Origin of the sequence: Amycolatopsis sp. Hca4 (assembly GCF_013364075.1) — a bacterium.
GTDB lineage: Bacteria > Actinomycetota > Actinomycetes > Mycobacteriales > Pseudonocardiaceae > Amycolatopsis.
On sequence record NZ_CP054925.1, the window covers coordinates 9683437 to 9706418 of the forward strand.

The following is a 22982-nucleotide window of genomic DNA, read 5'->3' on the forward strand; positions in this document are numbered from 1 at the left end:
TCATTTCCGGGTGCCGGCCAGGCGGCGGCGCTGGCCCCGCGCGGATCCGGTGGTGGCCGCCCGCGGAGCGGGGGCGTCGGTGTCGGTCAGTGCGGCGGCGAAGGCGGCCACGGTGGGGTGGCCGAAGAGGACGGCGGGCGCGATCTTGCGGCCGAGGCGCTTCTCCAGCGCCGCCACCATGGCCATGCCGACCAGCGAGTTGCCGCCGAGGTCGAAGAACGGGTCGTGCACGCCGACGGCGTCGATGCCGAGGAACTCGCCCCAGACACCCGCGATGTCGGTCTCGAGCTCGCCGCGCGGGGCGGCGTACTCGGTGCGCAGCGGTGGCCGCGGGTAGCGCGTGGTGGCCGCCGGGGCCGCCTCCAGGAGCTCACCGAGGTCGTTGAGGGCGGCCAGCTCGCGGCGGGCGGCCGGCAGGTCCTGGCGCAAGGCCACGACCGTGCCGCGGACGCCGTTGCCGACGAGCCGGTCGAGCACCGCGCAGCCGGCTTCGGCGGTGAAGCCGTAGCGGCGGCGGTAGGCGAGGCGGGCCTCGCCGGTGGCCGCGTCCGCCCAGGCGTCGTGCTGCCAGTGTCCCCAGGCGACGGTGACCACCTGGGTGTCCGCTGTGGACAGTGCGGCGCCGTGGGCGTCGAGGACGCTGTTGGCCGCGCAGTAGTCGGCTTCGCCGATCCCGCCGACGACCGTGACGATCGAGGAGAACAGGACCAGCCGCCGCGGCCGGGCTTCGAGGAGCGGGCCGACCGCGTTGACCTTCGGGGCGAGCGTGCGGTGCATGTCCCCGGCGGTGCGGCGCTGGGCGAGCCCGCCGCCCGGCAGGCCCGCGGCGTGCACGATCGAGTCGAGCTCGCCGAGCCGTGCCTTGGCTTCGGCCAGTGCGTTCCGCAGCTGCTCCGGGTCGCCGGCGTCGGCTTTGAGCACCAGCACCTCGGCGGTCAGCTCCGCGAGGTCGCCCGGGTCCGCCTCGCCGGTGCGGCTGATCAGGGCCAGCTTGCCGGCGCCGTGGCGGGCGAGGTGCTTGGCCACGACCATGCCGAGGCCGCGGGTGCCGCCGGTGACCACGTGCGTGCCGCCCCAGTCCGGTGCGGCGTCGTCGAGGGTGATCTCGGTGTACTCCTGGAGCCGGCGGCGGCCGCCGCGCCAGCCGGTGAGCACCGGCTCGGTCGCGGCGTCGCCGGTCCACGGGCGGGCCAGCTCCTCCAGGAGGTGTTTCGCCCCGGTGCCGGGTTCGACGTCGACCCCGCGCCACCGGAGGCCGGGGTACTCGGCGCGGACCCCGCGGCCGAGCCCGTGCACGCCGGCGGCGTCCGGGTCGGTCAGGTCGCCGCCGGTGATCTCGGCCGCGCCGGTGGTGACGGTGAGCAGGCGGACGTCGTGGCCGTCGAGGGCCTGGACGGTCCGCAGGAGGTCGTCGAAACCGCCTTCGTGGACGACGTGCACCGGCTGGGGCAGTGTCCCGGGGTCGGTGCCGACGGTCATCCCGGCCCGGGTGGCCAGTGCGGCGAGCTCGGCGTTGGTGGTGATCAGCGAGCCCTGCGGGGCGGCCGTGGGCCGGGTGGGGTCGAGGCGCCAGACCGGGGCGTAGAGCCGGCCGGCTTCCTCGACCGGTCCGGGGGCCTGCCGGGTCGCCGGGGGCCAGAACTTCGTGCGCTGGAACGGGTAGGTGGGCAGGGACACGGTCCGGCCGCCGGTCGGCAGCTTCGCGAAGTCGACGGTGACGCCCAGTTCCCACAGCCGCGCGAGGGTCTCCAGGAGCGCGGTGCCCTCGGCCGGGCGGTCCTCGACCGGCCACGGCGCCGGCAGGGTGCCGAGCACGGCGGGGCGGGCGTCGAACTGGTTCTGGCGGACCAGGCCGCCGAGCGTCTGGCCGGGGCCGACCTCGACGTAGACGTCGACGCCCTCGCCGTCACAGTGCCGGACGCCCTCGGCGAACCGCACCGGCCGGCAGAGGTGCCCGGCCCAGTACTGCGGGTCGACGGCTTCGGCGTCGGTGAGGACGGTGCCGGTCGCGTTGGAGACGATCGGGATCTTCGGTGCCTGCCGCGGCACGGAGGCGACCAGCTCGGCCAGCTCGGCGCGGGCGGGTTCCAGCAGGGTCGAGTGGAACGGGTGGGCCGAGCGCAGGACCCGCGCGGCCAGCCCGGCGGCTTTCAGTTGCGCGGCCGCGGTGTCGACGTCCTCGGGCGATCCACTGAGGACGGTCATCTGCGGGCCGTTCAGCGCGGCGACGTCGACCCGCATCGGGGAGAGGGCTTCGGCGATCCGGCTCGCGGAAGCGGCGACGGCGAGCATCCGCCCGGCCGGAGCGCGCCCGATCAGCCGCGCCCGCCCGGTGACGACGTGCAGGGCGTCGCCGAGGGTGAAGACCCCGGCCAGGCAGGCGGCGACGTACTCGCCGAGGCTGTAGCCGACGAGCAGGTCCGGCCGGACACCCCGGTCGGCGAGCAGCTGCGCGAGGGCGTACTCGACGGTGAACAGCAGCGGGTGGGCGACCTCGGCGCGGTCGAGCAGGTCGTCTCCCGGGCCGGCGCCGAAGAAGGACGCTTCGACGGCTTGAGGTTCGGCGAAGAAGGCGGCCCGCAGGTCGACCCCGCACCGGTCGGCGGCGATGGCGCAGCACTCGTCGACGGCAGCGGCGAAGACGGGCTCGTCGCGGTAGAGCTCCCGAGCGAGACCCCGGTACTGGTCGCCGACCCCGGGCAGCAGGAAGGCGACCTTCGGAGCGGCGGGCTTCCGGTGCACCCCGGGGGTCCGCGCGGCGGAGGCGAGCTGCCGCGCGGCGTCTTCGAGACCGGTGGCGACGACGGCCCGCCGGTGCTCCAGGTGCGCCCGCCCCTCGCGGAGGGTATGGGCGAGGTCGGCCAGGCTCAGGTCCGTGTTCGCCGGGGCATCACGCGTGACCGCGCGGGCATCCTCTGCCGTGTGGGCGAGCTGAGCGAGGTGGGCGTGCAGCGCGGCTTCCGAGGCGGCCGAGACCGGGATCAGCTCGGCAACCTCGTCCGCACCCTCCGCGCGCACTTCGGTCGGCGGGGCGGCTTCGAGGACCAGGTGGGCGTTCGTGCCCGACCAGCCGAACGAACTCACCCCCGCGACCGCCGGGCGGCCGTGGTCCGGCAGCGGGGCCAGGCCGGCCGACGGGCGGACCGCCGCGTTCGCCAGCACCTGCTCCGCCGGGTCGTCCATGTGCAGGTTCGGCGGCACTTCGCCGTTCTCCAGCACCAGGACCGTCTTGATCAGCCCGGCGATGCCCGCCGCCGTGTGGGTGTGGCCGATGTTGGTCTTCACCGCCCCCACCGTCAGCGGGCGGCCGGCCGGCCGGTCGCCGAACACGTCGCCCAGCGCGCCCAGTTCGATCTCGTCGCCCAGCGGCGTCCCCGACCCGTGCGCCTCCAGGAAGTCCACGTCGGCCGGTTCGGCCGCCGCGTCGGCCAGTGCCCGGCGGATCACGTCGACCTGGGCGCTGCGGTTGGGGGCGGTCAGGCCGTTGCTGCGGCCGTCCTGGTTCACCGCCGAACCGCGGATGACCGCGCGGATGCGGTGGCCGTCGCGCAGGGCGTCGGACAGCCGGGCCAGCACCACCATCCCGCCGCCCTCGCCCATCATGTAGCCGTCCGCGCTCGTGTCGAACGTGTGGCAGCGGTCGGTCGGGGAGAGCAGCGCGTTGCGGCTGCTGTAGACGTACAGGAACGGGTGCAGCGCCAGGAACCCGCCGCCGGCCAGGGCGTAGTCGCACTCGCCCGCCCGCAGCGCGCGGGCCGCGAGGTGCACCGCCACCAGCGTCGACGAGCACGCCGTGTCCAGCGAGAACGCCGGCCCGCGCAGGTCGAAGTGGTAGGCCAGCCGGCCGGCGACGACGCTGGCGAGGCTGCCCTGGCCCATGTACGGGTCCGCGTACACGCCGGTGCCTTCGCGCTCGGCCTCCACCTGGCCGTACTGGAAGCTGTCGGAGAACCCGAGCAGCACGCCGGTGCGGCTGCCCCGCAGCCGCGGCGCCGGGGTGCCCGCGTCGTCCATCGCCTCCCAGGCCAGCTCCATCAGCAGCCGCTGCTGCGGGTCCATCCGCAGCGCCTCCTGCGGGGCGTAGCCGAAGAACCCGGCGTCCCAGCCGTCCACTTCGGACAGGAAGGCGCCGCGGCGGCCGGTGCCGGGGGCGTGGTCGAACCGGCCGTCGGGGACGTCTCCGACCTCGGCGGCCCGGCCCTCGCGCAGCAGCTGCCAGTACGCGTCGACGTCGGGCGCGCCGGGGAACCGGCACGACATGCCGATCACGGCGATGGGCTCGCTCTCGCGGGCCTCGTACTCGGCCAGCCGGCGGCGCGCGCCCGCGAGCTCGACCGTGGCCCGCTTCAGGTAGTCGCGAAGCTTGTCTTCGCCGGTCATAACCGAACCCCTATCCGTTCGCAAAACGTCACAGCTTGTCGATGAAGGCGAAGAGCTCGTCGTCGGAGGCGAGTTCCAGGTCCGGTGCCGCCCCGAGCCCGTCGAGCGCCTCCCGCAGCACCTCCGCCAGCCGCCGGCGGTCCTCCTCGCCGGCGCCGGGCAGCACTTCGCCGAGGGCGTCACGCAGCCGCTGCGCCGGGTCGGGCGGCGGCGGGAGCAGCTCGCCGAGCAGGTGCGCGGCCAGCAGCTCGACGGTCGGGTGGTTGAACAGCAGCGACGCGGGCAGCCGCAGCCCCGTGCCGGCCCCGATGCGGTTGCGCAGCTCCACCGACGTCAGCGAGTCGATCCCCAGTTCGCTGAACGGCTTCGCCACCTCGACCGACGCCGGCGACCGGTGCCCCAGCGCGGTGGCGACCTCGGTCCGGACGAACCCGGTCACCGTGGCCGCCGCGGTCTCCCGGTCCAGCCCGGCGACCTGCCCGGCCAGCCCGGCCGCGACCGGAGCGGTCGCGGCCACGCGGCGCACCGGCACGAGACTCCGCAGCACGGCGGGGACGTCGTCGGCCGCCCGCAGCGCCGCGGTGTCCCAACCGGACGCCACCACCGTGCCGGACAGCCCGAGCGCGGCGTCGAACGCGGCCAGCCCCTGCGCCGGCGTGATCGGCCGGACGCCGGTGAGCCGCGCGCGGTCCGTGGCGGTCATCGCGGCGGTCATGCCGGTGGCGGTGTCCCACAGGCCCCACGCGATCGACACGCCCGGCAGCCCGCGTGCCGCCCGGTGCTCCGCCAAAACGTCGAGGGACGCGTTCGCGGCCGCGTAGTTCGCCTGGCCGCGGTTGCCGAGCACCCCGGCGATCGAGGAGAACAGCACGAACGCGGCGAGCGGCTGGTCTCCGGTCAGCTCGTGCAGCAGCCAGGCCGCGTCGCGCTTGGGCCGCAGCACGGTGTCCAGCTGCGCGGCCGTGAGCCCGGTGAGGGTCGAGTCGTCGAGGACGCCGGCCGCGTGCACCACCCCGGTGAGCGTCTCGCCCGCCAGCACCGCGGTGAGCGCGGCGCGGTCGGCGACGTCGGCCGCCACCACCCGGACGCGGGCGTCGAGCCCGGCCAGCCGCGCCGGGACGTCGCCGCCGCGCCGCGACACCAGCAGCAGGTCACGGACGCCGTGCGTGGTCACCAGCCGCTCGGCGACCAGCGCGCCGAGCCCGCCCGTGCCGCCGGTCACCAGCACGGTGCCGGTGCCGAAGTCCACTGTGGACGGCTCGGCGGCGAAGCGCGCCAGCCGGGGCACGAGCACCGCGCCGTCGCGCACGGCGAACTGCGGCTCTTCGGCCTCCAGCGCCGCGGCGAGCGGGGCGCCGGGCCGGGCGCCGGCGAGGGCGAAGCGGCCGGGGTGCTCGGCGATCGCCGAGCGCACCAGGCCCCACACGGCCGCGCCGCCGGGCGAGCCGGGGTCCTGCAGGAACACCAGCTTCGAGCCGTCGCAGCGGGCGTCGAGCAGCCAGCGCTGCACGAGGTCCAGCACGGCGGGCAGCTCGTGCGCGGTGGTGAGCACGACGGGCGGGACGACCTCGGGCAGCTCGGTGCCGATCACCGTCCACTCGCGCTCGGTGCCGGCGCCGACCTCGGCCGGCTCCCATTCCACGCGGTACAGCTCGGCGGTCGCGGTCGCCTGCGAAGCGGGACGCAGCAGCAGCGATCCGACGCCGCCGAGCGGAGTGCCGGCGGTGTCGTAGAGGGTGATCTCGACGCCGCTGTCCGCGGAGCCGGACAGACGGGCCCGCACCGAACCCGGCAGCGGCGAGGTGATCCGCAGGCCGCCGAAGGAGAACGGCAGCAGCAGCTCGGTGCCGTCGAGGACCAGCGCGTGCAGCACCGCGTCGAGCACGGCCGGGTGCGCGGTGAACTCGCCTTCGGCGGGCAGCTCCACCTCGGCGTACCGGTCGTCGCCATCGCGCCACAGCGCGGTGAGGCCCCGGAACGCCGGGCCGTACTCGTACCCGCGTGCCGCCAGCCGCGGGTAGCCGTCGGCGAGGTCGACCGGCTCGGCGCCGACGGGCGGCCAGACCGGCAGGGGGGTGACGGGCAGCCGGTCCGGGCTCACCGTGCCGGTCGCGTGCCGCGTCCACGGCGCGTCGCCGAGTCGCGAGTGGACGGTCAACGGGCGGCGGCCGTCCTCGTCCGCGCCACCGAGGCCGACCTGGACCTCGACGACACCCGTGGCCGGCAGCACCAGCGGCGCTTCCAGCGTCAGGTCTTCGACGGTGCCGCCGTCGGCCGCTTCCAGGGCCAGCTCGGCGAACCCGGTGCCGGGGAACAGGACCGTGCCGCGGACGGCGTGGCCGGCCAGCCAGGGCAGCGAGGTGAGCGAGAGCCGCCCGGTGGCGACCAGCCCGTCGCCGTCGGCGACCGGCGTCGGCGCGCCGAGCAGGCCGGAGGTGCCCTCGGTGAGCCAGTAGCGCTGCCGGTCGAACGCCGAGGTCGGCACGTCCGGGTGGCGGGTGACCGGGCCGAGCAGCCGCGGCCAGTCCACGACGGCGCCCCGCACGTGCGCCGCGGCCAGTGCCAGCAGGAACCGGCGGCGGCCGCCTTCCCCGCGGCGCAGGGTGCCCACCGCGGTGCCGTCGATGCCCGCGTCGGCGAGGATCTCCTGCACCGCGCCCGCGAGGATGGGGTGCGGGCTGACCTCGACGAACAGCGGCCGCCGGTAACCGGCGAAGGCCCGGACGGCGGCGTCGAACTCGACCGGCTCGGCCAGGTTGCGGTACCAGTAGGCCGCGGTCAGCTCCGAGCCCGGCAGGAAACCGCCGGTGCAGGAGGAGCAGATCGTGGTCGCGGTGTCGGCGGGCGCCAGCGCGCCGATCTCCTCGAGCAGGGCGTCGCGGACCGCTTCGACGTGCGGGGTGTGCGCCGCGTAGGCCACCGGCGTGCGCCGGATCTGGACGTCGGCGCAGGCGGCCGCGAACTCCTCGATGGCGGCCAGCTCGCCGCCGACCACCGTGCCGGCCGGACCGTTGTCCACGGCCGGCCACAGCCGCCCCGCCCACGGCGCGAGCCGCTCCCGCACCTGCGCCACCGGCAGGCCGACGGCGAGGATCCCGCCGGTGCCGTCCAGTTCGGCGGTGAGCAGCCGGCTCCGGACGGCGATGATCCGGGCGGCGTCGGCCAGCGGCAGCGCCCCGGCCACGACGGCCGCGGCCAGCTCGCCCTGGGAGTGGCCGACCACCGCGGCCGGAGCGACCCCGGCGGCCTGCCACAGTCCGGCGAGGGCGACCATGACGGCGAACAGCACCGGCTGCACGACATCGGTCCCCTCCAGGCCCGGCGCACCCGCGGCGCCGGTGAGCACGTCGAGCACCGACCAGCCGGTGTGCGGCTTCAGCGCCTCGGCGGCGTCGGTGAGCAGCCGCGCGAAGCCGGCGTCGGCGGCGAGCAGTTCGGCGGCCATGCCGGGCCACTGCGCGCCCTGGCCGGGGAAGACGAACACGGGCTTGGTCTCGCCGGCCGCGGTACCGGTGACGAGCGCGGGGTGTGGGGCGCCCTCGGCGAGGGCATCGAGAGCGGCAACCAGCTCGGCCCGGTCGACGGCGACGACGACCGCGCGGCAGGCACCGGGGCGGCGCCGGGCGAGGATCGCCGCGGTGGCGGCGAGGTCCTCGTCGGACGCGGTTTCGGCGTAGGCGCGCAGCCGGGCGGCCTGGGTGCGGAGAGCGGCGTCGGTGTGGGCGTGCAGGAGCCAGACCAGCGGCTGGGCGGGCGCGGCCCCGGGCTGGGAGCGGTAGGCGGTGCCGTCGGCGGCCTGCAGCGGCTCGGCGGGTGCCGGTGCGGGCTCTGCGGCTCGCGCGGCTTCGGTTCCGGTGCGCTGGCGCGGCCCTGCGGCAGGCGCTCCAGCCGGTGCGGTCTCGGTTCCGGCGTAGGCGGGCGCCGCAGCGGGTGCGGCTTCCAGCACCACGTGTGCGTTCGTCCCACTGATCCCGAAGCTCGACACCGCCGCCCGCCTCGGGCGGCCGTGGTCGGGCCACTCCTGGGCCGCCGACAGCACCGCGACCCGGCCGCTCGCCCAGTCGACGTGCGGGCTCGGCACCTCGGCGTGCAGCGTCCGGGGGATCGTGTCGTGCCGCAGCGCCTCGACCATCTTGATCACGCCCGCGACCCCCGCCGCGGCCTGGGTGTGGCCGATGTTGGACTTCAGCGACCCCAGCCACAGCGGCGTCTCGCGGTCCTGCCCGTACGTCGCCAGCAGCGCGTGCGCCTCGATCGGGTCGCCCAGCGCGGTGCCGGTGCCGTGCGCCTCGACCACGTCGACGTCCGATGTGGACAGTCCGGCGGCCGACAGCGCCCGGCGGATGACCTCTTGCTGCGCCTGGCCGTTCGGGGCCGTGAGGCCGTTGCTGGCCCCGTCGGAGCCGGTCGCGCCGCCGCGCAGCAGGGCCAGCACCGGGTGGCCGTGGCGGCGGGCGTCGGACAGCCGCTCCAGCACCAGCATGCCCGCGCCTTCGGCGAACGCCGTGCCGTCGGCGTCGGCGGAGAACGCCTTCGCGCGGCCGTCGGCGGACAGGCCGTTCTGGCGGGTGAAGTCCACGAGGTTGCCCGGAGCGGCCATCACGGTGACGCCGCCGGCCAGCGCCAGCGAGCAGTCGCCGCGGTGCAGGGCGTCGGCGGCCAGCTGGATCGCGACCAGCGACGACGAGCACGCGGTGTCGACCGTCAAAGCGGGTCCGCGCAGCCCGTAGGTGTAGGCGATCCGGCCCGACGCCACGCTCGGCGACGTGCCGGTGAGGCGGTGGCCGTCGACCGACCCGGTCGGCTCGTGCAGGCGCGGGCCGTAGTCCATCGCCATCGCCCCGACGAACACCCCGGTGTCGGTTCCCTCGAGGGACCCGAGCCCGGCGCGCTCGATCGCCTCGTGGCTGATCTCCAGCAGCACCCGCTGCTGCGGGTCCATCGCCAGGGCCTCGCGCGGGCTCAGGCCGAAGAACGCGGGGTCGAACCGGTCGGCGTCGTGCAGGAAGCCGCCGAAGCGGGTGGCGCAGGAGCCGGGCCCGGTGTCGCCGAGGAGCGTGTCGAGGTCCCAGCCTCGGTTCGACGGCAGCTCGGTGACGGCTTCCCCGCCCGTGGCCACCAGGTCCCACAGCTCGGCGGGGGAGGTGATGCCGCCGGGGAAGCGGCAGCCCATGGCGACGATCGCGATCGGGTCGTCCTGCGGTGCCACGGGTTCCGCCACCGGAGCGGCTTCGCCCCGGTCCGCCCGCAGGTGGGTGATCAGGTGGTGCGGGGTCGGGAAGTCGAACAGCACCGTGGTCGGCAGCTTGCGCCCGGTGGCCGCCTGCAGCCGGGTGCGCAGCTCCACCACGCTCACCGAGTCGAAACCGAGGTCCTTGAACGTGCTCGCCGGGTCGATGGCGCCGGCGTCCGCGTGGCCCAGGACGGCCGCGGCGGTGGCGAGCACCAGTTCCGCCACCTGCGTGGCATCCACGGCGACCGGCGCGGCGGCGGCTTCTTCGCCGAGCCAGTGCCGGGTCCGCTGGAACGCGTACGTCGGCAGGTCGACCAGGCGCTCGCCGGGCACCGCCCAGCGCACCCCGGCCCCGGCGACGAACGCTTCGGCGAAGCTGCGCCGCAGGCGGTCGCCGCCGCCGTCGTCCCGCCGGAGCGTGCCGATCACGGCCACGGTGTGGCCGCGGGCTTCGGCCGTCTCCTCGATGCTGCCCAGCAGCACCGGGTGCGGGCTGCACTCGACGAACCGCGCGCCGCCGGCGGCCAGCGCCCCGGCGGTCGCGTCGGCGAACCGGACCGGACGGCGCAGGCTCTCGAACCAGTACCCGGCGTCGAGGCCGGCGGTGTCGAACGGCTCGCCGGTGAGCGCGGACACGAAAGTGACCGAAGTGGACACCGGCCGCACCGGGGCCAGCAGCCGCAGGATCTCCTCGCGCAGCGGGTCCACGGCCGCCGAGTGCGACGCGTAGTCGACCGGCAGGATCTTCGCGCGGTAGCCGCTTTCGGTGAGGATCGCGTGCAGGGCCGCCAAGTCGCCGGACGGCCCGGACAGCACGACGGACCGGGTGCCGTTCACCGCGGCCACCGACACCCCGGCGGGCAGCAGCGGCCGGACGACGTCCTCGGGCGCCCCGGCGGACATCATCCCGCCGCCGCGGGGCATCCCGGCGATCACCCGGCTGCGCAGGGCGACCACGCGGGCGCCGTCCGCGAGCGACAACGCGCCGATCGCCGTGGCCGCCGCGATCTCACCCTGCGAGTGCCCGACCACGACCGACGGGGTGAGCCCGGCGTCGCGCCAGACCTCCGCCAGCGAGACCATGACCGCCCAGAGGGCGGGCTGCACGACGTCGACGCGGCCGAGGTCGGCGCTGCCGTCACGGAGGTCTTCCAGCAGGTCGTAGTCGACGAACTCGGCGAGCGCGGCCGAGCACCCGGCCAGCCGGCGGGCGAACACGGGCGAGTCGCGCAGCAGCGCGCGGGCCATCTCCGGCCACTGCGAACCCTGCCCGGGGAAGACGAGCACGTCACCGCCGTCGACGGTCCGCCCGGTCACCACGTTCTCCGACGGCGTGCCGCCGGCCAGTGACCCGAGGTCGCCGAACACGACCGCGCGGTGCTCGAACAGCTCGCGGGTGCGCAGCAGCGACCGGGCGACGTCACCGTGGGCGAGCGCCGGGTGCCCGGCGAGGTGGTCCGCGAGCGCACGGGCCTGGGCGGGCAGGGCGGCGGCCGACCGGGCCGAGAGCACCAGCGGGACGTCGTCGGCCACGACGTCTTCCGGCGGGGTGGCCGGCGGGGCTTCGGCCAGGACCAGGTGGCAGTTGGTACCGCCGACGCCGAACGAGCTGACCCCGGCGACGAGCCGGTCCTGCGGGCGCGGCCAGTCCCGGGCCTCGCGCACGACTTCGAGGTTCAGCGTCCCGAACGGGATCGCCGGGTTGGGCGTCTCGAAGTTCAGGCTCGGGCTCAACCGGCGTTCCTGCAGGCACACCAGGACTTTCAGCAGTCCGGCGATGCCGGCCGCGCCTTCGAGGTGGCCGAGCACGGTCTTCACCGAACCGACCGGCAGCGGCTCCGGGCGGTCCCCGGCGAACGCGGCGCCGAGCGCCTCGGCCTCGATCGGGTCGCCGACCGGGGTGCCGGTGCCGTGCAGCTCGACGTACTGGACCTCGGCCGGGGTGACGCCGGCGTCGGCGCAGGCCAGCCGGATCACTTCGGTCTGCGCCTGCGCCCGCGGCACGGTGAGCCCCTCGCCGCCGCCGTCGTTGTTCACCGCGCCGCCGAGCAGGACCGCGTGCACGCGGTCGCCGTCGGCGAGCGCGGCGCTCAGCGGCTTGAGCACGACCAGGCCGCCGCCCTCGCCGCGGACGTACCCGTCGGCGCGGCTGTCGAAGGTGTGGCAGCGGCCCTGCGGGGACAGCGCGCCGAAGCGGTCCACGGTCTCGGTGCCGGCCGCCAGGAGGTTGAGGTTCACCCCGCCGGCGAGCGCGACGGCCGCGGTGCCGCGGCGCAGCTGCTCGGCCGCCAGGTGCACCGCGACCAGCGACGAGGACTGGCCCGAATCGACGGTCAGGCTCGGGCCGCGCAGGCCGAGCAGGTAGGAGACGCGGTTCGCGATCAGGCTGCGGTGGGTGCCGGTCAGCGTGTGCGGTCCGGCACCGAGGCGGTCGTGCAGCAGCGCGTAGTCGCCGTTGATCGCGCCGACCACGACGGCCGTGCCGCTGCCGCGCAGCGTGCCGGGCGCGATCCGGGCGTCCTCGCAGGCCTCCCACGCCAGCTCCAGCACCAGCCGCTGCTGCGGGTCCATCGCCGCGGCCTCACGCGGGGAGACGCCGAAGAAGGGCGCGTCGAAACCGTCCACATCGGACACGAAGCCGCCGCGCCCGGCGCGGTCGCCGTCGGTCCACCGGCCCGGCGGAACCTCGCCGACGGCCTCGCGGCCCTCGGCCAGCAGCCGGCGCAACCGCGCGGGACCGGCGGCGCCGGGCAGCCGGCAGGACATGCCGACCACCGCGATCGGCTCACCGGGAGCAGGCAGGGAAGACATAGTTCACCCATCGTCGGAAGGGATCGCGGAAATCGGGGAATGCGTGGTTCTGTCCGGAATGCGCCGGGTCCGGGAATTCCCGGGTGGCGCCGGTGGATTCCGATCGTGCGGGCTGCGCACCCCGTTCGTCAAGGGTGTTCCGCGGCGGCGGCGGTGGCAGGCAGGCGACGGCAGGAAGCTGCCACCGCGGCGGCCACCCGGCTGGAGCAGTGCGGGTGGGTGACTGCGCCGAACGGTGTGGTCAATTGCGCTGACCTGCGGAAACGACGGTCCGGTCCGGTGTGGATGGTGTCACTGGCGTGACCGTCCGGACACAGCAGGTACACCTGGGTACCGCCCTCCCCGCCCCGCCGCCGAATCTGGGTGAGGACTACCCATGTCCGGGTGGGTGGGTAGTTGCTTCAGTGGTCCCGTGCCGCCGAGGAAGTGTCCGAGGCGTCTTTCCGATATTCATTTCCCGTGCTCGAAGAAAAGGAAAGCGATGGCGAACACGACGGAAGCCGCGGCGGCGCCGCATCGCCGCGCCGGCGGTGTGCTCACCGTGGGCGGCGTGCCCGTGGACCGGCTCGCGGCGCGGGTCGGCACCACTCCCTTCTTCGCCTACGACCGCTCGCTCGTCACCACCCGCGTCGAGCGGGTCCGTGCCGCACTGCCCGACGACGTCGAACTGAGCTACGCGGTCAAGGCCAACCCGATGCCCGCGCTGCTGCACCACCTCAGCGGCCTCGTCGACGGCCTCGACGTCGCCTCCGCCGGGGAACTGCGGCAGGCGCTCGACACGACCGTCCCCCCGGAACGGATCAGCTTCGCCGGGCCCGGCAAGACCGCGGCCGAGCTGGCCCGCGCGGTCGCCGCCGGGGTCACCGTCGAGCTCGAGTCCACCACCGAGCTCGCCCGGGTGCGGGAGGCCGGCGAGCGCCTCGGCCTCACCCCGCGCGTGGCGCTGCGGGTCAACCCGGACTTCGCGGTCCGCGGCTCCGGCATGCGCCTGGGCGGCGGCCCGCAGCAGTTCGGCATCGACGCCGAGCGCGTGCCCGCCGTCCTCGCCGAGGTCGGCGCGGCCGGCCTGGACTTCCAGGGCTTCCACGTCTTCGCCGGCTCCCAGAACCTGCGCGCGGAAAGCCTGTGCGAGGCCCAGCGCGCGACCGTCGATCTGGTGCTGCAGCTGGCCGAGGCCGCGCCCGGCCCGGTGCGGTCGGTGAACCTCGGCGGCGGCTTCGGCATTCCCTACACCGCGCGCGACACGGCACTGGACCTCGACGAGGTCGGCGAGAACCTGGCCAAGCTCCTGGACGTCTCGCTGCGGCCCGCGCTGCCCGACGCGCGCGTGGTGATCGAGCTCGGCCGCTACCTCGTCGGCGAGGCCGGGGTCTACCTCACCCGCGTGGTCGACCGGAAGGTCTCGCGCGGCACGACGTTCCTCGTCGTCGACGGCGGCCTGCACCACCAGCTCGCCGCGTCCGGCAACTTCGGCCAGGCCATCCGCCGCAACTACCCGCTCGCACTGGCGTCCGCGCCCGGCGGTCCGGAAGAGACGGTGACGGTGGTCGGCTGCCTGTGCACCCCGCTCGACCTGCTCGGCGACCGGGTTTCCCTGCCCGGGGCGGCGATCGGCGACCTGATCGCCATCTTCCAGGCCGGCGCCTACGGCCTGACCGCCAGCCCCACCGCCTTCCTCGGGCACCCGGCGCCGCCCGAAGTCCTCGTCTGACCCCGGAGGGAACACCGTGCAGACCACCGTGCCGACACCCGGAGCCACCGCGCTCCGCGCCGTCCCTGTGACATCCGGGGCTTCGCCCCGGGCCGGGGGCTCCGCCACCCGGAACCCCCGGACAGAAGCCGATCCTTTGCCCGATCCCGGTTTCCGCGTGCTGGGCCTGCTGCAGGTCCGCGGCAGCGAGCCGGTCGTCGTGACCGCGCGCCGCCAGCAGGTGGTGCTCGCGCTGCTGCTGCTCAACGGCAACCGCGTGGTACCGCTGGAGGTGCTGCTCGACGCGCTGTGGGGCCCCGAGCCGCCCGCGACCGCCCGCGCGCAGGTCCAGACCTGCGTGTCGGCCCTGCGGCGCGCGCTGGCGAAAGCCGGGCTGGGCGAACGGATCTCCGCCCGCGGCAGCGGCTACTGCCTCGACCTCGCGCCCGGGGAGCTGGACCTGCACGAGTTCGAGGCGCTGGTGGCCCGTGGCCGCGCCGCGCGGCGGCCGGAGGAAGCACGGGCAGCGTTCCGCGAAGCGCTGGCGCTGTGGCGCGGGGAACCGCTCACCGGGATCGACAGCGGTGTCGTGCGCGCCCACCAGGTCCGCATCGCCGAGCGCCGGGTGGAGGTGCTCGAGGACTGCCTCGACGCCGAGCTCGAGCTGGGCCTGCACCGCGAGGTCGTCGGCGAGATCTCGGTGCTGACCGAGGAGTACCCGCTGCGCGAGCGGTTCGTGCTCCAGCTGATGACCGCGCTGCACCGGTGCGGCCGCCGGGTCGAGGCGCTCGCCGCCTACCGGGCCGTGCGCCGCCGCTTCGTCGACGAACTGGGCCTGGAACCCGGCGTCGCGCTGCGCGAACTGCACCAGGACATCCTCGCCGGGTCGAGTGACACGCCGGCGAGCGGCCGCGCGGTCCCGCGGATGCTGCCGGCGCGGCTGCCGTACTTCACCGGGCACGAGCGGCTGCTGGCCGCGCTGCGGCGTGGCCTCACCGACGACGGCCCGGGCGCGGCCGTGGTCACCGTCCTCACCGGACGCGGCGGGGCGGGCAAGTCCGCCGTGGCGGCGGAAGCCGCGCACCGGGCCGCGCCGGCGTTCCCCGACGGGGTGCTCTACGCGCGGCTCGCCGACGAGGACGCCGCCGACGTGCTCGCGCGCTTCCTGCACGCGCTCGGCGTTCCCGCGGCGGGGATCCCCGACGACCTGGACGGCCGGGCCGCGCTGTACCGCAGCGTGCTCGCCGGGCGCCGGGTCCTGACCGTGCTGGAGGACGCCGCGAGCCTGGCGCGCGTCACGCCGTTCGTCGCCGACGCCCGTGGCTGCCGGCTGCTGGTCACCACCTGCGCCCGCGTCCCGGCGCTGCCCGGCGTGGCGGTGGCCGAGCTCGACGTGCTGGACGGCGCGGAGGGGGTCGAGCTGCTGTCCGCGCTGGTCGGCGAGGACCGCGTCACGGCGGAGCTGTCCGACGCGGTGGAGCTGGTCGAGCTGTGCGGCGGGCTGCCCGTGGCGGTGACGGCGGCGGCCACGCACGTCGCGGCGCGGCCGGGGCGCACGCTGGCCCAGGCGGTGGCCCGGCTGCGGGCCGAGGGCGACCGGATCGGCCGCCTCGGCGCGGGCGTCCGGGCGGCCGTCGGGCGCGGCCTGGCGGACGTGCCCGCGCCGGCCAGAGACCTGTTCGCCCGGCTCGCGCTGCTGCCCGCGGGCAGCTGGCCGGGCTGGGCCGCGACGGCACTGGCGGACGTCGGCCCGGCCGAAGCCGCCGACGCGCTGGAGTCGCTGGTGGACGCCCGTCTGGTCGACGTCGCCGGAGCCCGCTACCGGCTACCGTCCCTGACCCGGCTGCTGGCACTGGAAATGCTTGCGGCGCAACCACTTGACGCGCGCTCGGCGGCGTCCCGGCGGCTCTTCGGCGCCTGGCTGCACCTGACCGACGAGGTCCGGGGCGCCGAGGCAGGCCGCGCGCCGCGGACACCGGTGGTCGCCGACCTCGGCGACCGCGGCACGTGGTACGACCGGGAGTCGGCGGGCCTGCTGGCCGCGGTGCGCCAGGCCGCCGACGCGGGGGAGCCGGGGTACTGCGCGGAACTGGCGCTGGCGGTGGCCGACCTGGCGGGCGCGCGGGGCCGGCACGCGGACTGGCGCGAGAGCGGCGAAACGGCGTTGCGCGTGGTGGTCCCGGCGGGCGACCGGCGGGCCGAGGCGGCGCTGGAACGGTCCCTCGGGGAGCTGGCGGTCCGCGAAAGCCGGTTCGCCGACGCCGCGGGCCGCATCACACGGGCGCTGACCGCCGGCGAGCAGGCCGGGGGAGTGAGCTGGGACGAGCTGGTCCGCCAGGTCCTGGCCGGGGTCGACCGGGCCCGCGCCGCGATGCCGGCGTCCCCGGTGTCGCCGGTCGGGGTGCCCGGCGAGCCGGCGGCGGGCAACCGCACGGCGTCTCCGCGGATCGCGCTGGGCCGCAACCAGTTCGAGCTGGCGGCCGATCGCGCCCAGCCGGACGGCGCGCCCCGGTCGGTGGCTCGTGCGGGGCATCGCCGGTTGCCGCGCCCGAGGCCGATCTCGTGGCGGCGTGAGTCGGAATATCCCGAGGAAGCCTGATCGGAATGCCCGGCGAGCCGGCGGCGGGCAATCGCACGGCGTCCCCGCGGATCGCGCTGGGCCGCAACCAGTTCGAGCTGGCGGCCGATCGCGCCCAGCCGGACGGCGCGCCCCGGACGGTGGCTCGTGCGGGCATCGCCGGTTGCCGCGCCCGAGGCCGATCTCGTGGCGGCGTGAGTCGGAATACCCCGAGGAAGCCTGAGAGGAACGTCCATGATCATCGGTGCCGCGCTGCCCGCCGGAGACCTGTCCGGGGCCGCCAACAGCGTCGAGACGCTGCTCGCCCAGACCCGCGAGGCCGCGGCCGCCGGGCTGCGCTCGGTGTGGTTTTCGCAGCTGTTCGACCACGACGCCCTCACCCTCGCGGCCCTCGCCGGGCGGGAGGTACCCGGGATCGCGGTCGGGACGGCGGTGGTCCCGCTCTACCCGCGCCACCCGCTCCACCTGGCGGCCCAGGCCCAGACGGCCCAGGCGGCCACCGGCGGCCGGTTCACGCTCGGGGTGGGGCTGGGGGTGCGGGGGCTGCTGGAACCGGCGTTCGGGTTCGAATACCCGCCGCCGATCGCTTCGCTGCGTGAGTCGCTGGTCGTGCTGCGGGAGGTTTTCGAGGGTGGCCGTCCGGCGTTCGACGGCGAGACGCTGACGGCGTGCCCGCCGCTGCCGACGTCGGTGCCGGGCGGGGGTGGCGTCCCGATCGTGGTGGCGGCGATGGGCCGCCAGGCGTTGCGGGTGGCCGGGGAACTGGCCGACGGCACCCTGCCGTTCCTGGCCGGGCCGCGGGCACTGGCCGAGCACATCGTGCCGACGCTGACGAAGGCCGCCGCGGACGCGGGCCGGCCGGAGCCGCGGGTGATCGCGGCGGTTCCGGTGGTGGTGACCGAGGACGTCGAGCCGGTCCGGCAGATCGCCGCGGTGCACCTGGGGTACTACGGGGACATTCCGTCCTATCGCCGGATCCTGGACGTCGAAGGGGTCACGCATGCGGCGGAGCTGGCGTTGGTGGGGGACGAGCGGGTGGTGGCGGCGGGGTTGCGCCGGTACTTCGACGCCGGGGCGACGGAGGTGGTCCTGATCCAGTCGGGGATGCGGTCGTCGCGGGAGCGGCTGCGGACGTGGGAACTCGCCGGGTCGCTCAGCTGATCTCGGTCGGCCGGCCCGTCGCCACGGCGAACACAAAATGCCCGAGTGTCAAGGGTGTCTCGCCGCGGTGCCACGGATTGGGACGCCGGTTCAGCCAGTGGGACGAGGGTCCGGTGCATGGTTAGCGTCGCGTTCAGAAAGCGCAACCGCTCCCCGCTGGAGGCCGTCCGGTGTCCCCCCTTTCCCCCGTCCGCAACGCCGCGGCCCTGCTCGCCCTGCCCGTTCTGCTGACCGCCTGCTCCGCCGCCGGCGGGGTGTCCGGGGCCGACGCGGGACCGCCCAAGCCCGGCGGGACGCTGCGGCTCGGCATCTCGTCGGCCCCCGACTGCATCGACCCGCAGCAGACTGCCACCAACGCGTCGATCAACGTCGCCCGCCAGCTGGTCGACTCGCTCACCGACCAGGACCCGAAGACCGGCGAGAGCAAGCCGTGGCTGGCCGAGAAGTGGGAGGTCAACGCCGATTCGACGGCGTTCACCTTTCACCTGCGGCCCGGTGCCACCTTCTCCGACGGCAGCCCGGTCGACGCCGCCGCCGTGAAGACCAGTTTCGACGGCATCAAGGCCCTCGGCACCAAGGCCCAGCTCGGCTACGGCTACCTCGCCGCCTACAAGAGCTCGGCCGTGGTCGACCCGCAGACCGTCCGGATCGAGTTCTCCGCGCCCAGCGCCCAGTTCCTGCAGGCCAGCTCGACCGTCTCGCTCGGCGTTCTCGCCCCCGCGGCGTTCAAGCAGACCCCGGAACAGCGCTGCCAGGGCACCGGCCTGATCGGCTCCGGCCCGTTCGTCTTCGAAAGCCTGAAGCAGAACCAGGAAATCGTGCTGGCCAAGCGGAAGGGCTACGCCTGGGGCTCCCCGCTGTTCAAGCACCAGGGCGAGGCCTACCTCGACAAGATCGACTACAAGATCGTGCCCGAACCCGGCGTCCGCACCGGCAGCCTCGCCTCCGGCCAGCTCGACGCCGCCACCGACATCCAGCCGGTCGACGAGCCGCAGTTCAAGGGCAACGGCTTCAGCGAGAACATCCGGCCCAACCCCGGTGTCGTGTTCAACCTGCACGCCAACACCAGCCGCGGCGTGCTCACCGACGAGAAGGTGCGCCAGGCCGTGCTCAAGGGCGTCGACCGCCCCGAGGTCGTGAACACCGTCCTCACCCCGAGCTACAAAGCCGCCACCAGCATCCTCGGCTCGGCGACGCCGCTGCAGAGTGACCTCTCGCAGCAGCTCGCGTACGACCAGAAGGGCGCGGCCGCGCTGCTGGACGGCGACGGCTGGGTGCCCGGCCCGGACGGCATCCGCGTCAAGAACGGGCAGAAGCTGAGCGCCGCCGTCGTGTTCTCGCCGGTGTTCAACCAGAACCGGAGCGTGCTGGAGCTGATCCAGCAGCAGCTGCGCAAGATCGGCTTCGACCTGCGGATCGAGCAGCACACCACGGCCGAGACCACGCAGATCCAGCTGAGCGGCAACTACGACTTCCTCTGGTACAACGTCACCCGCGCCGACCCGGACATCCTGCGCGGCCAGTTCTCCACCAAGGCGGGCAACCGCAGCAAGCTCGCGCCGGGCAACCCGCTGGACGTGGCCCTCGACGCCCAGTCGTCCACTGTGGACGTCACCAAGCGCAAGGCGCCGGCCGAGGAGGCGCAGAAGCTGATCGTCGAGCACGCCTACGCGATCCCGGTGTTCGAGCTCACCCAGGTCGTCGCGCTGAGCTCGAAGGCGCACGCCGTCGACTTCGAGGCGTCGTCACGGCTGCAGCTGTTCGACGCGTGGCTGTCGTGAGGCACTACCTGCTGCGCCGCGCCGGGCAGGCGGTGTTCGTGCTCTGGGCGGCGTTCACGGTGTCGTTCCTGATCCTCTACCTGCTGCCGGGTGACGCCGTTTCGGCGAAGCTCGCCACCGGCGAGGCGGGCTCGTCGGCGACGCCGGAGCAGCTGGCCGCCGCCCGCGCGGAGTACGGCCTCGACTCGCCGCTGCCGGTCCAGTACCTGAAACGGCTGGTCTCGGCGCTGCACGGCGACTTCGGGCGCAGCATCGCCACCGGCGACGACGCGACGCACATGGTCGTCACGGCCCTGCCGCCGACCCTGGCGGTGACCGGCCTGGCGCTGGTGTTCGCGGTGCTGTTCGGCGGCGGCTCGGCGTTCCTCGGCACGTTCACCCGGTTCCGCTGGCTGCGGCAGGCGCTGCTCTCCCTGCCGTCGCTGGCGATCTCGCTGCCGCCGTTCTGGGTCGGGCTGCTGCTGATCCAGTTCTTCTCGTTCCGGCTGCGGCTGCTGCCCGCCCTCGGCACCCAGGGCTTCGAGACGATCATCCTGCCCGCGATCACCCTGGCCCTGCCGACCGGCGCGATCATCGGGCAGGTCCTGGCGCGCAGCCTCGCCACGCAGCAGGAGGAGCCGTACGCGGAGATCGCCGCGGCCAAGGGCGCGAGCCGCTGGCGCGTCCACTTCGGACACCTGCTGCGCAACGCCGCCGTGCCGGCGCTGACCGTCGCCGGCGTGGTGGCGGGCAACCTGGTCGCCGGTTCGGTGATCACCGAGACGGTGTTCTCGCGCGACGGCGTCGGCCGGATCACCGCGGCCGCCGTCACCGCGCAGGACATCCCGGTGGTGCAGGCGGTGATCGTGCTGGCCGCGCTCGTGTTCGTGGTGCTCAACCTGGTCGTCGACCTGCTCTACCCGCTGCTCGACCCGCGCATCGCCCGGACACCGGAGGTGGCTCGTGGTTGACCTCGCGCTCCCGAAGCGCCACCTGTCCGCGAAAGTGGCGCCGGGGCTGGTGCTGGCGGTGGCCGTGCTGGCGTTCGTGCTGCTCGCGGCGTTCGTGCCGGGACTGCTGACCGGGTACGACCCGCTCACCGGCGTCCCGGCCGAGCGGCTGCAGGAGCCGTCCCTGCACCACCTGTTCGGCACCGACGAGACCGGCCGGGACGTCTACGCGCGCGTGATCCACGGCGCGTCGCTCTCGCTGCGGGCGACCGCGATCGCCGTGCTCGTGGCGCTGGTGGCCGGCTCGGCCCTCGGCCTGGTCGCCGGCTTCCGCGGCGGCCTGCTCGACACGGTGATCATGCGGTTCGTCGACGTCTTCCTGGCCATCCCGCCGATCCTGCTGTCGCTGGCCCTGGTCACCGCGCTGGGGTTCGGCACGACGAATGTCGCGATCGCCGTCGGCATCGCGAACCTGGCGTCCTTCGCCCGGGTCATGCGCGCGGAGGTGCTTCGCGTGCGCAGCGGCGTGTACGTCGAGGCTGCCCGGGCGTCCGGGGTGCGCTGGTCGGGTGTGCTGCTGCGGCACGTCCTGCCGAACGCGGCCGGCCCGGTGCTCGCGCTGGCGACGCTCACCCTCGGCACGGCCGTGCTCGAGGTCTCCGCGCTGAGCTTCCTCGGCTTCGGCGCGACCCCGCCCACCCCGGAGTGGGGCGCGCTCGTCGCGGGCGGGCGCAGTTTCCTGGCCACGGCCTGGTGGATGACGACGTTCCCGGGCCTGACGGTCGCGGCGGTGGTCCTGTCCGCGAACCGGCTGTCCCGCGCGCTGGACGGAGGAGACCGATGAGCCTGCTGCGGATTTCGGGCCTGGCCGTGTCCTACAAGAACGTCCCGGCCGTCCGGGACGTCGGGTTCGACGTCGGCGCCGGCGAAGTGGTGGCCGTCGTCGGCGAATCGGGCTCGGGCAAGTCGACGACCGCGCACGCGGCGATCGGGCTGCTGCCGCGCGGCGGCCGCGTCGACGGCGGCTCGATCACCTTCGACGGCCGCGACCTGCTGACCCTGTCGGACAAGCAGTGGCGCCGGGTGCGCGGCCGCGAGATCGCCCTGGTGCCGCAGGACCCGGCGGTGTCGCTGAACCCGGTGCACCGGATCGGCGACCAGGTCGCGGAGGTGCTGAAGATCCACGGCCTCGCGGACCGGCGTTCGGCGTCGGTGCAGGCGATCGAGCTGCTCGAACGCGCGGGCGTGCCGGAGCCGGAACTGCGGGCGCGGCAGTACCCGCACCAGCTCTCGGGCGGCCTGCGGCAGCGCGTGCTGATCGCGGCGGCGCTGGCCGGACGGCCGAAGCTGATCATCGCCGACGAACCGACGTCGGCGCTGGACGTCACCGTGCAGCGGCGGATCCTCGACCACCTGACGGCGCTGGCCGCCGAATCGGGCACGGCGATCTGCTGATCACCCACGACCTCGGGGTCGCGGCCGACCGGGCGGCGCGGATCGTGGTGCTCTCGGAGGGTGCGGTCGTCGAGGAGGGTTCGTCGATCGTCACCGCGCCGACGCACCCGTACACGCAGCAGCTGATCGCGGCAGCGCCGAGCCTGTCGAGCACCTTGCGGCCACCCGCGCCTGCCGCCGAGCCGCTCGTGTCGGTGCGGGACCTGGCGAAGACGTTCGACGGCGGGATCCGCGCGGTCGACGGCGTTTCCTTCGACATCCCGCGCGGGCAGACCCTGGCGCTGGTCGGCGAATCCGGCTCGGGCAAGTCGACGACCGCCCGGATGGTGCTGCGGCTGGAAACCCCGTCGGCGGGCACGGTGTCGTTCGACGGCCGGGACATCACGGCACTCGGCGGTGACGAACTGCGCCGGCTGCGGCGGCGGATGCAGATCGTGTACCAGAACCCGTACGCGTCGCTGAACCCGAAGTTCTCCATCGAGGACGTGGTCGCCGAGCCGTTGCGGGCGTTCGGGCTGCCGGACCGCCGGGCCCGCGTGGCCGAGCTGCTGGAGCAGGTGGCGCTGCCGGCGTCGGTGGCGCGCCGGAAGCCGGCGGAGCTGTCCGGCGGCCAGCGGCAGCGGGTGGCGATCGCGCGGGCCCTGGCGCTCAACCCGGACCTGGTGGTGTGCGACGAGCCGGTGTCGGCGCTCGACGTCTCGGTGCAGGCCCAGATCCTGCGCCTGCTGGCGGAGCTGCAGTCGTCGCTGGGGTTGTCGTACCTGTTCATCTCGCACGACCTCGCGGTGGTCCGGCAGCTCGCCGACCACGTCGGCGTCATGCGCGCGGGCGCGCTGGTGGAGCTGGGCCCGGCGGCCCGGGTGCTCGAAGCGCCGGAGTCGGAGTACACGAAAGAACTGCTGGCCGCGATTCCCGGCCGTCGGAAAGTTTCCCAGCACGTGGATGCCTTTGCCGAGAGCTGACG

General features: G+C 75.1%; 8 protein-coding genes and 1 pseudogene. 7 read left to right on the forward strand and 2 right to left on the reverse strand.

Annotation, left to right across the window (positions count from 1 at the left end; translation table 11 throughout):
- Positions 1–4380: a type I polyketide synthase gene (locus HUT10_RS43970; RefSeq protein WP_176176625.1), complete on the reverse strand. Its 4380-nt coding sequence runs from the start codon at positions 4378–4380 to the stop codon at positions 1–3.
- Positions 4381–4408: 28 nt separating this feature from the next.
- Entirely contained in the window at positions 4409–12424 is an 8016-nt protein-coding gene (locus HUT10_RS43975) for a type I polyketide synthase (RefSeq protein ID WP_176176626.1), read from the reverse strand.
- A 481-nt stretch (positions 12425–12905) separates the two neighbouring features.
- Between HUT10_RS43975 and HUT10_RS43980 the strand changes: the two genes are divergently transcribed.
- The 7 genes and pseudogenes from HUT10_RS43980 (at position 12906) to HUT10_RS44010 (ending at position 22980) form a co-directional block, all read left to right on the forward strand.
- A complete protein-coding gene (locus tag HUT10_RS43980) occupies positions 12906–14135 on the forward strand; it encodes a pyridoxal-dependent decarboxylase, exosortase A system-associated (RefSeq protein WP_176176627.1) in 1230 nt (409 codons plus the stop codon).
- A 136-nt stretch (positions 14136–14271) separates the two neighbouring features.
- Positions 14272–16713 (forward strand): AfsR/SARP family transcriptional regulator, encoded by a 2442-nt coding sequence (locus HUT10_RS43985; RefSeq protein WP_176176628.1) that lies wholly within the window; start codon positions 14272–14274, stop codon positions 16711–16713.
- A 213-nt stretch (positions 16714–16926) separates the two neighbouring features.
- Complete coding sequence (locus tag HUT10_RS43990) at positions 16927–17853, forward strand: TIGR03564 family F420-dependent LLM class oxidoreductase (protein WP_176176629.1); 927 nt, start codon at positions 16927–16929, stop codon at positions 17851–17853.
- A 170-nt stretch (positions 17854–18023) separates the two neighbouring features.
- Positions 18024–19634: an ABC transporter substrate-binding protein gene (locus tag HUT10_RS43995; protein WP_176176630.1), complete on the forward strand. Its 1611-nt coding sequence runs from the start codon at positions 18024–18026 to the stop codon at positions 19632–19634.
- Positions 19631–20584: an ABC transporter permease gene (locus tag HUT10_RS44000; RefSeq protein ID WP_176178319.1), complete on the forward strand. Its 954-nt coding sequence runs from the start codon at positions 19631–19633 to the stop codon at positions 20582–20584. Before HUT10_RS43995 ends, HUT10_RS44000 begins: the two co-directional genes overlap by 4 nt.
- Complete coding sequence (locus HUT10_RS44005; protein ID WP_254897284.1) at positions 20577–21407, forward strand: ABC transporter permease; 831 nt, start codon at positions 20577–20579, stop codon at positions 21405–21407. The genes HUT10_RS44000 and HUT10_RS44005 overlap by 8 nt, the downstream gene beginning before the upstream one ends.
- A pseudogene (locus HUT10_RS44010) lies at positions 21404–22980 on the forward strand (dipeptide ABC transporter ATP-binding protein). The gene HUT10_RS44005 and the pseudogene HUT10_RS44010 overlap by 4 nt, the downstream one beginning before the upstream one ends.
- Positions 22981–22982 lie beyond the last annotated feature (2 nt).

Bases quoted from the DNA above. Each gene is read 5' to 3' on its own strand.
- HUT10_RS43970 (WP_176176625.1), bottom strand. From the start codon at position 4,380: ATGACCGGCGAAGACAAGCTTCGCGACTACCTGAAGCGGGCCACGGTC.
- HUT10_RS43975 (WP_176176626.1), bottom strand. From the start codon at position 12,424: ATGTCTTCCCTGCCTGCTCCCGGTGAGCCGATCGCGGTGGTCGGCATG.
- HUT10_RS43980 (WP_176176627.1), top strand. From the start codon at position 12,906: ATGGCGAACACGACGGAAGCCGCGGCGGCGCCGCATCGCCGCGCCGGC.
- HUT10_RS43990 (WP_176176629.1), top strand. From the start codon at position 16,927: ATGATCATCGGTGCCGCGCTGCCCGCCGGAGACCTGTCCGGGGCCGCC.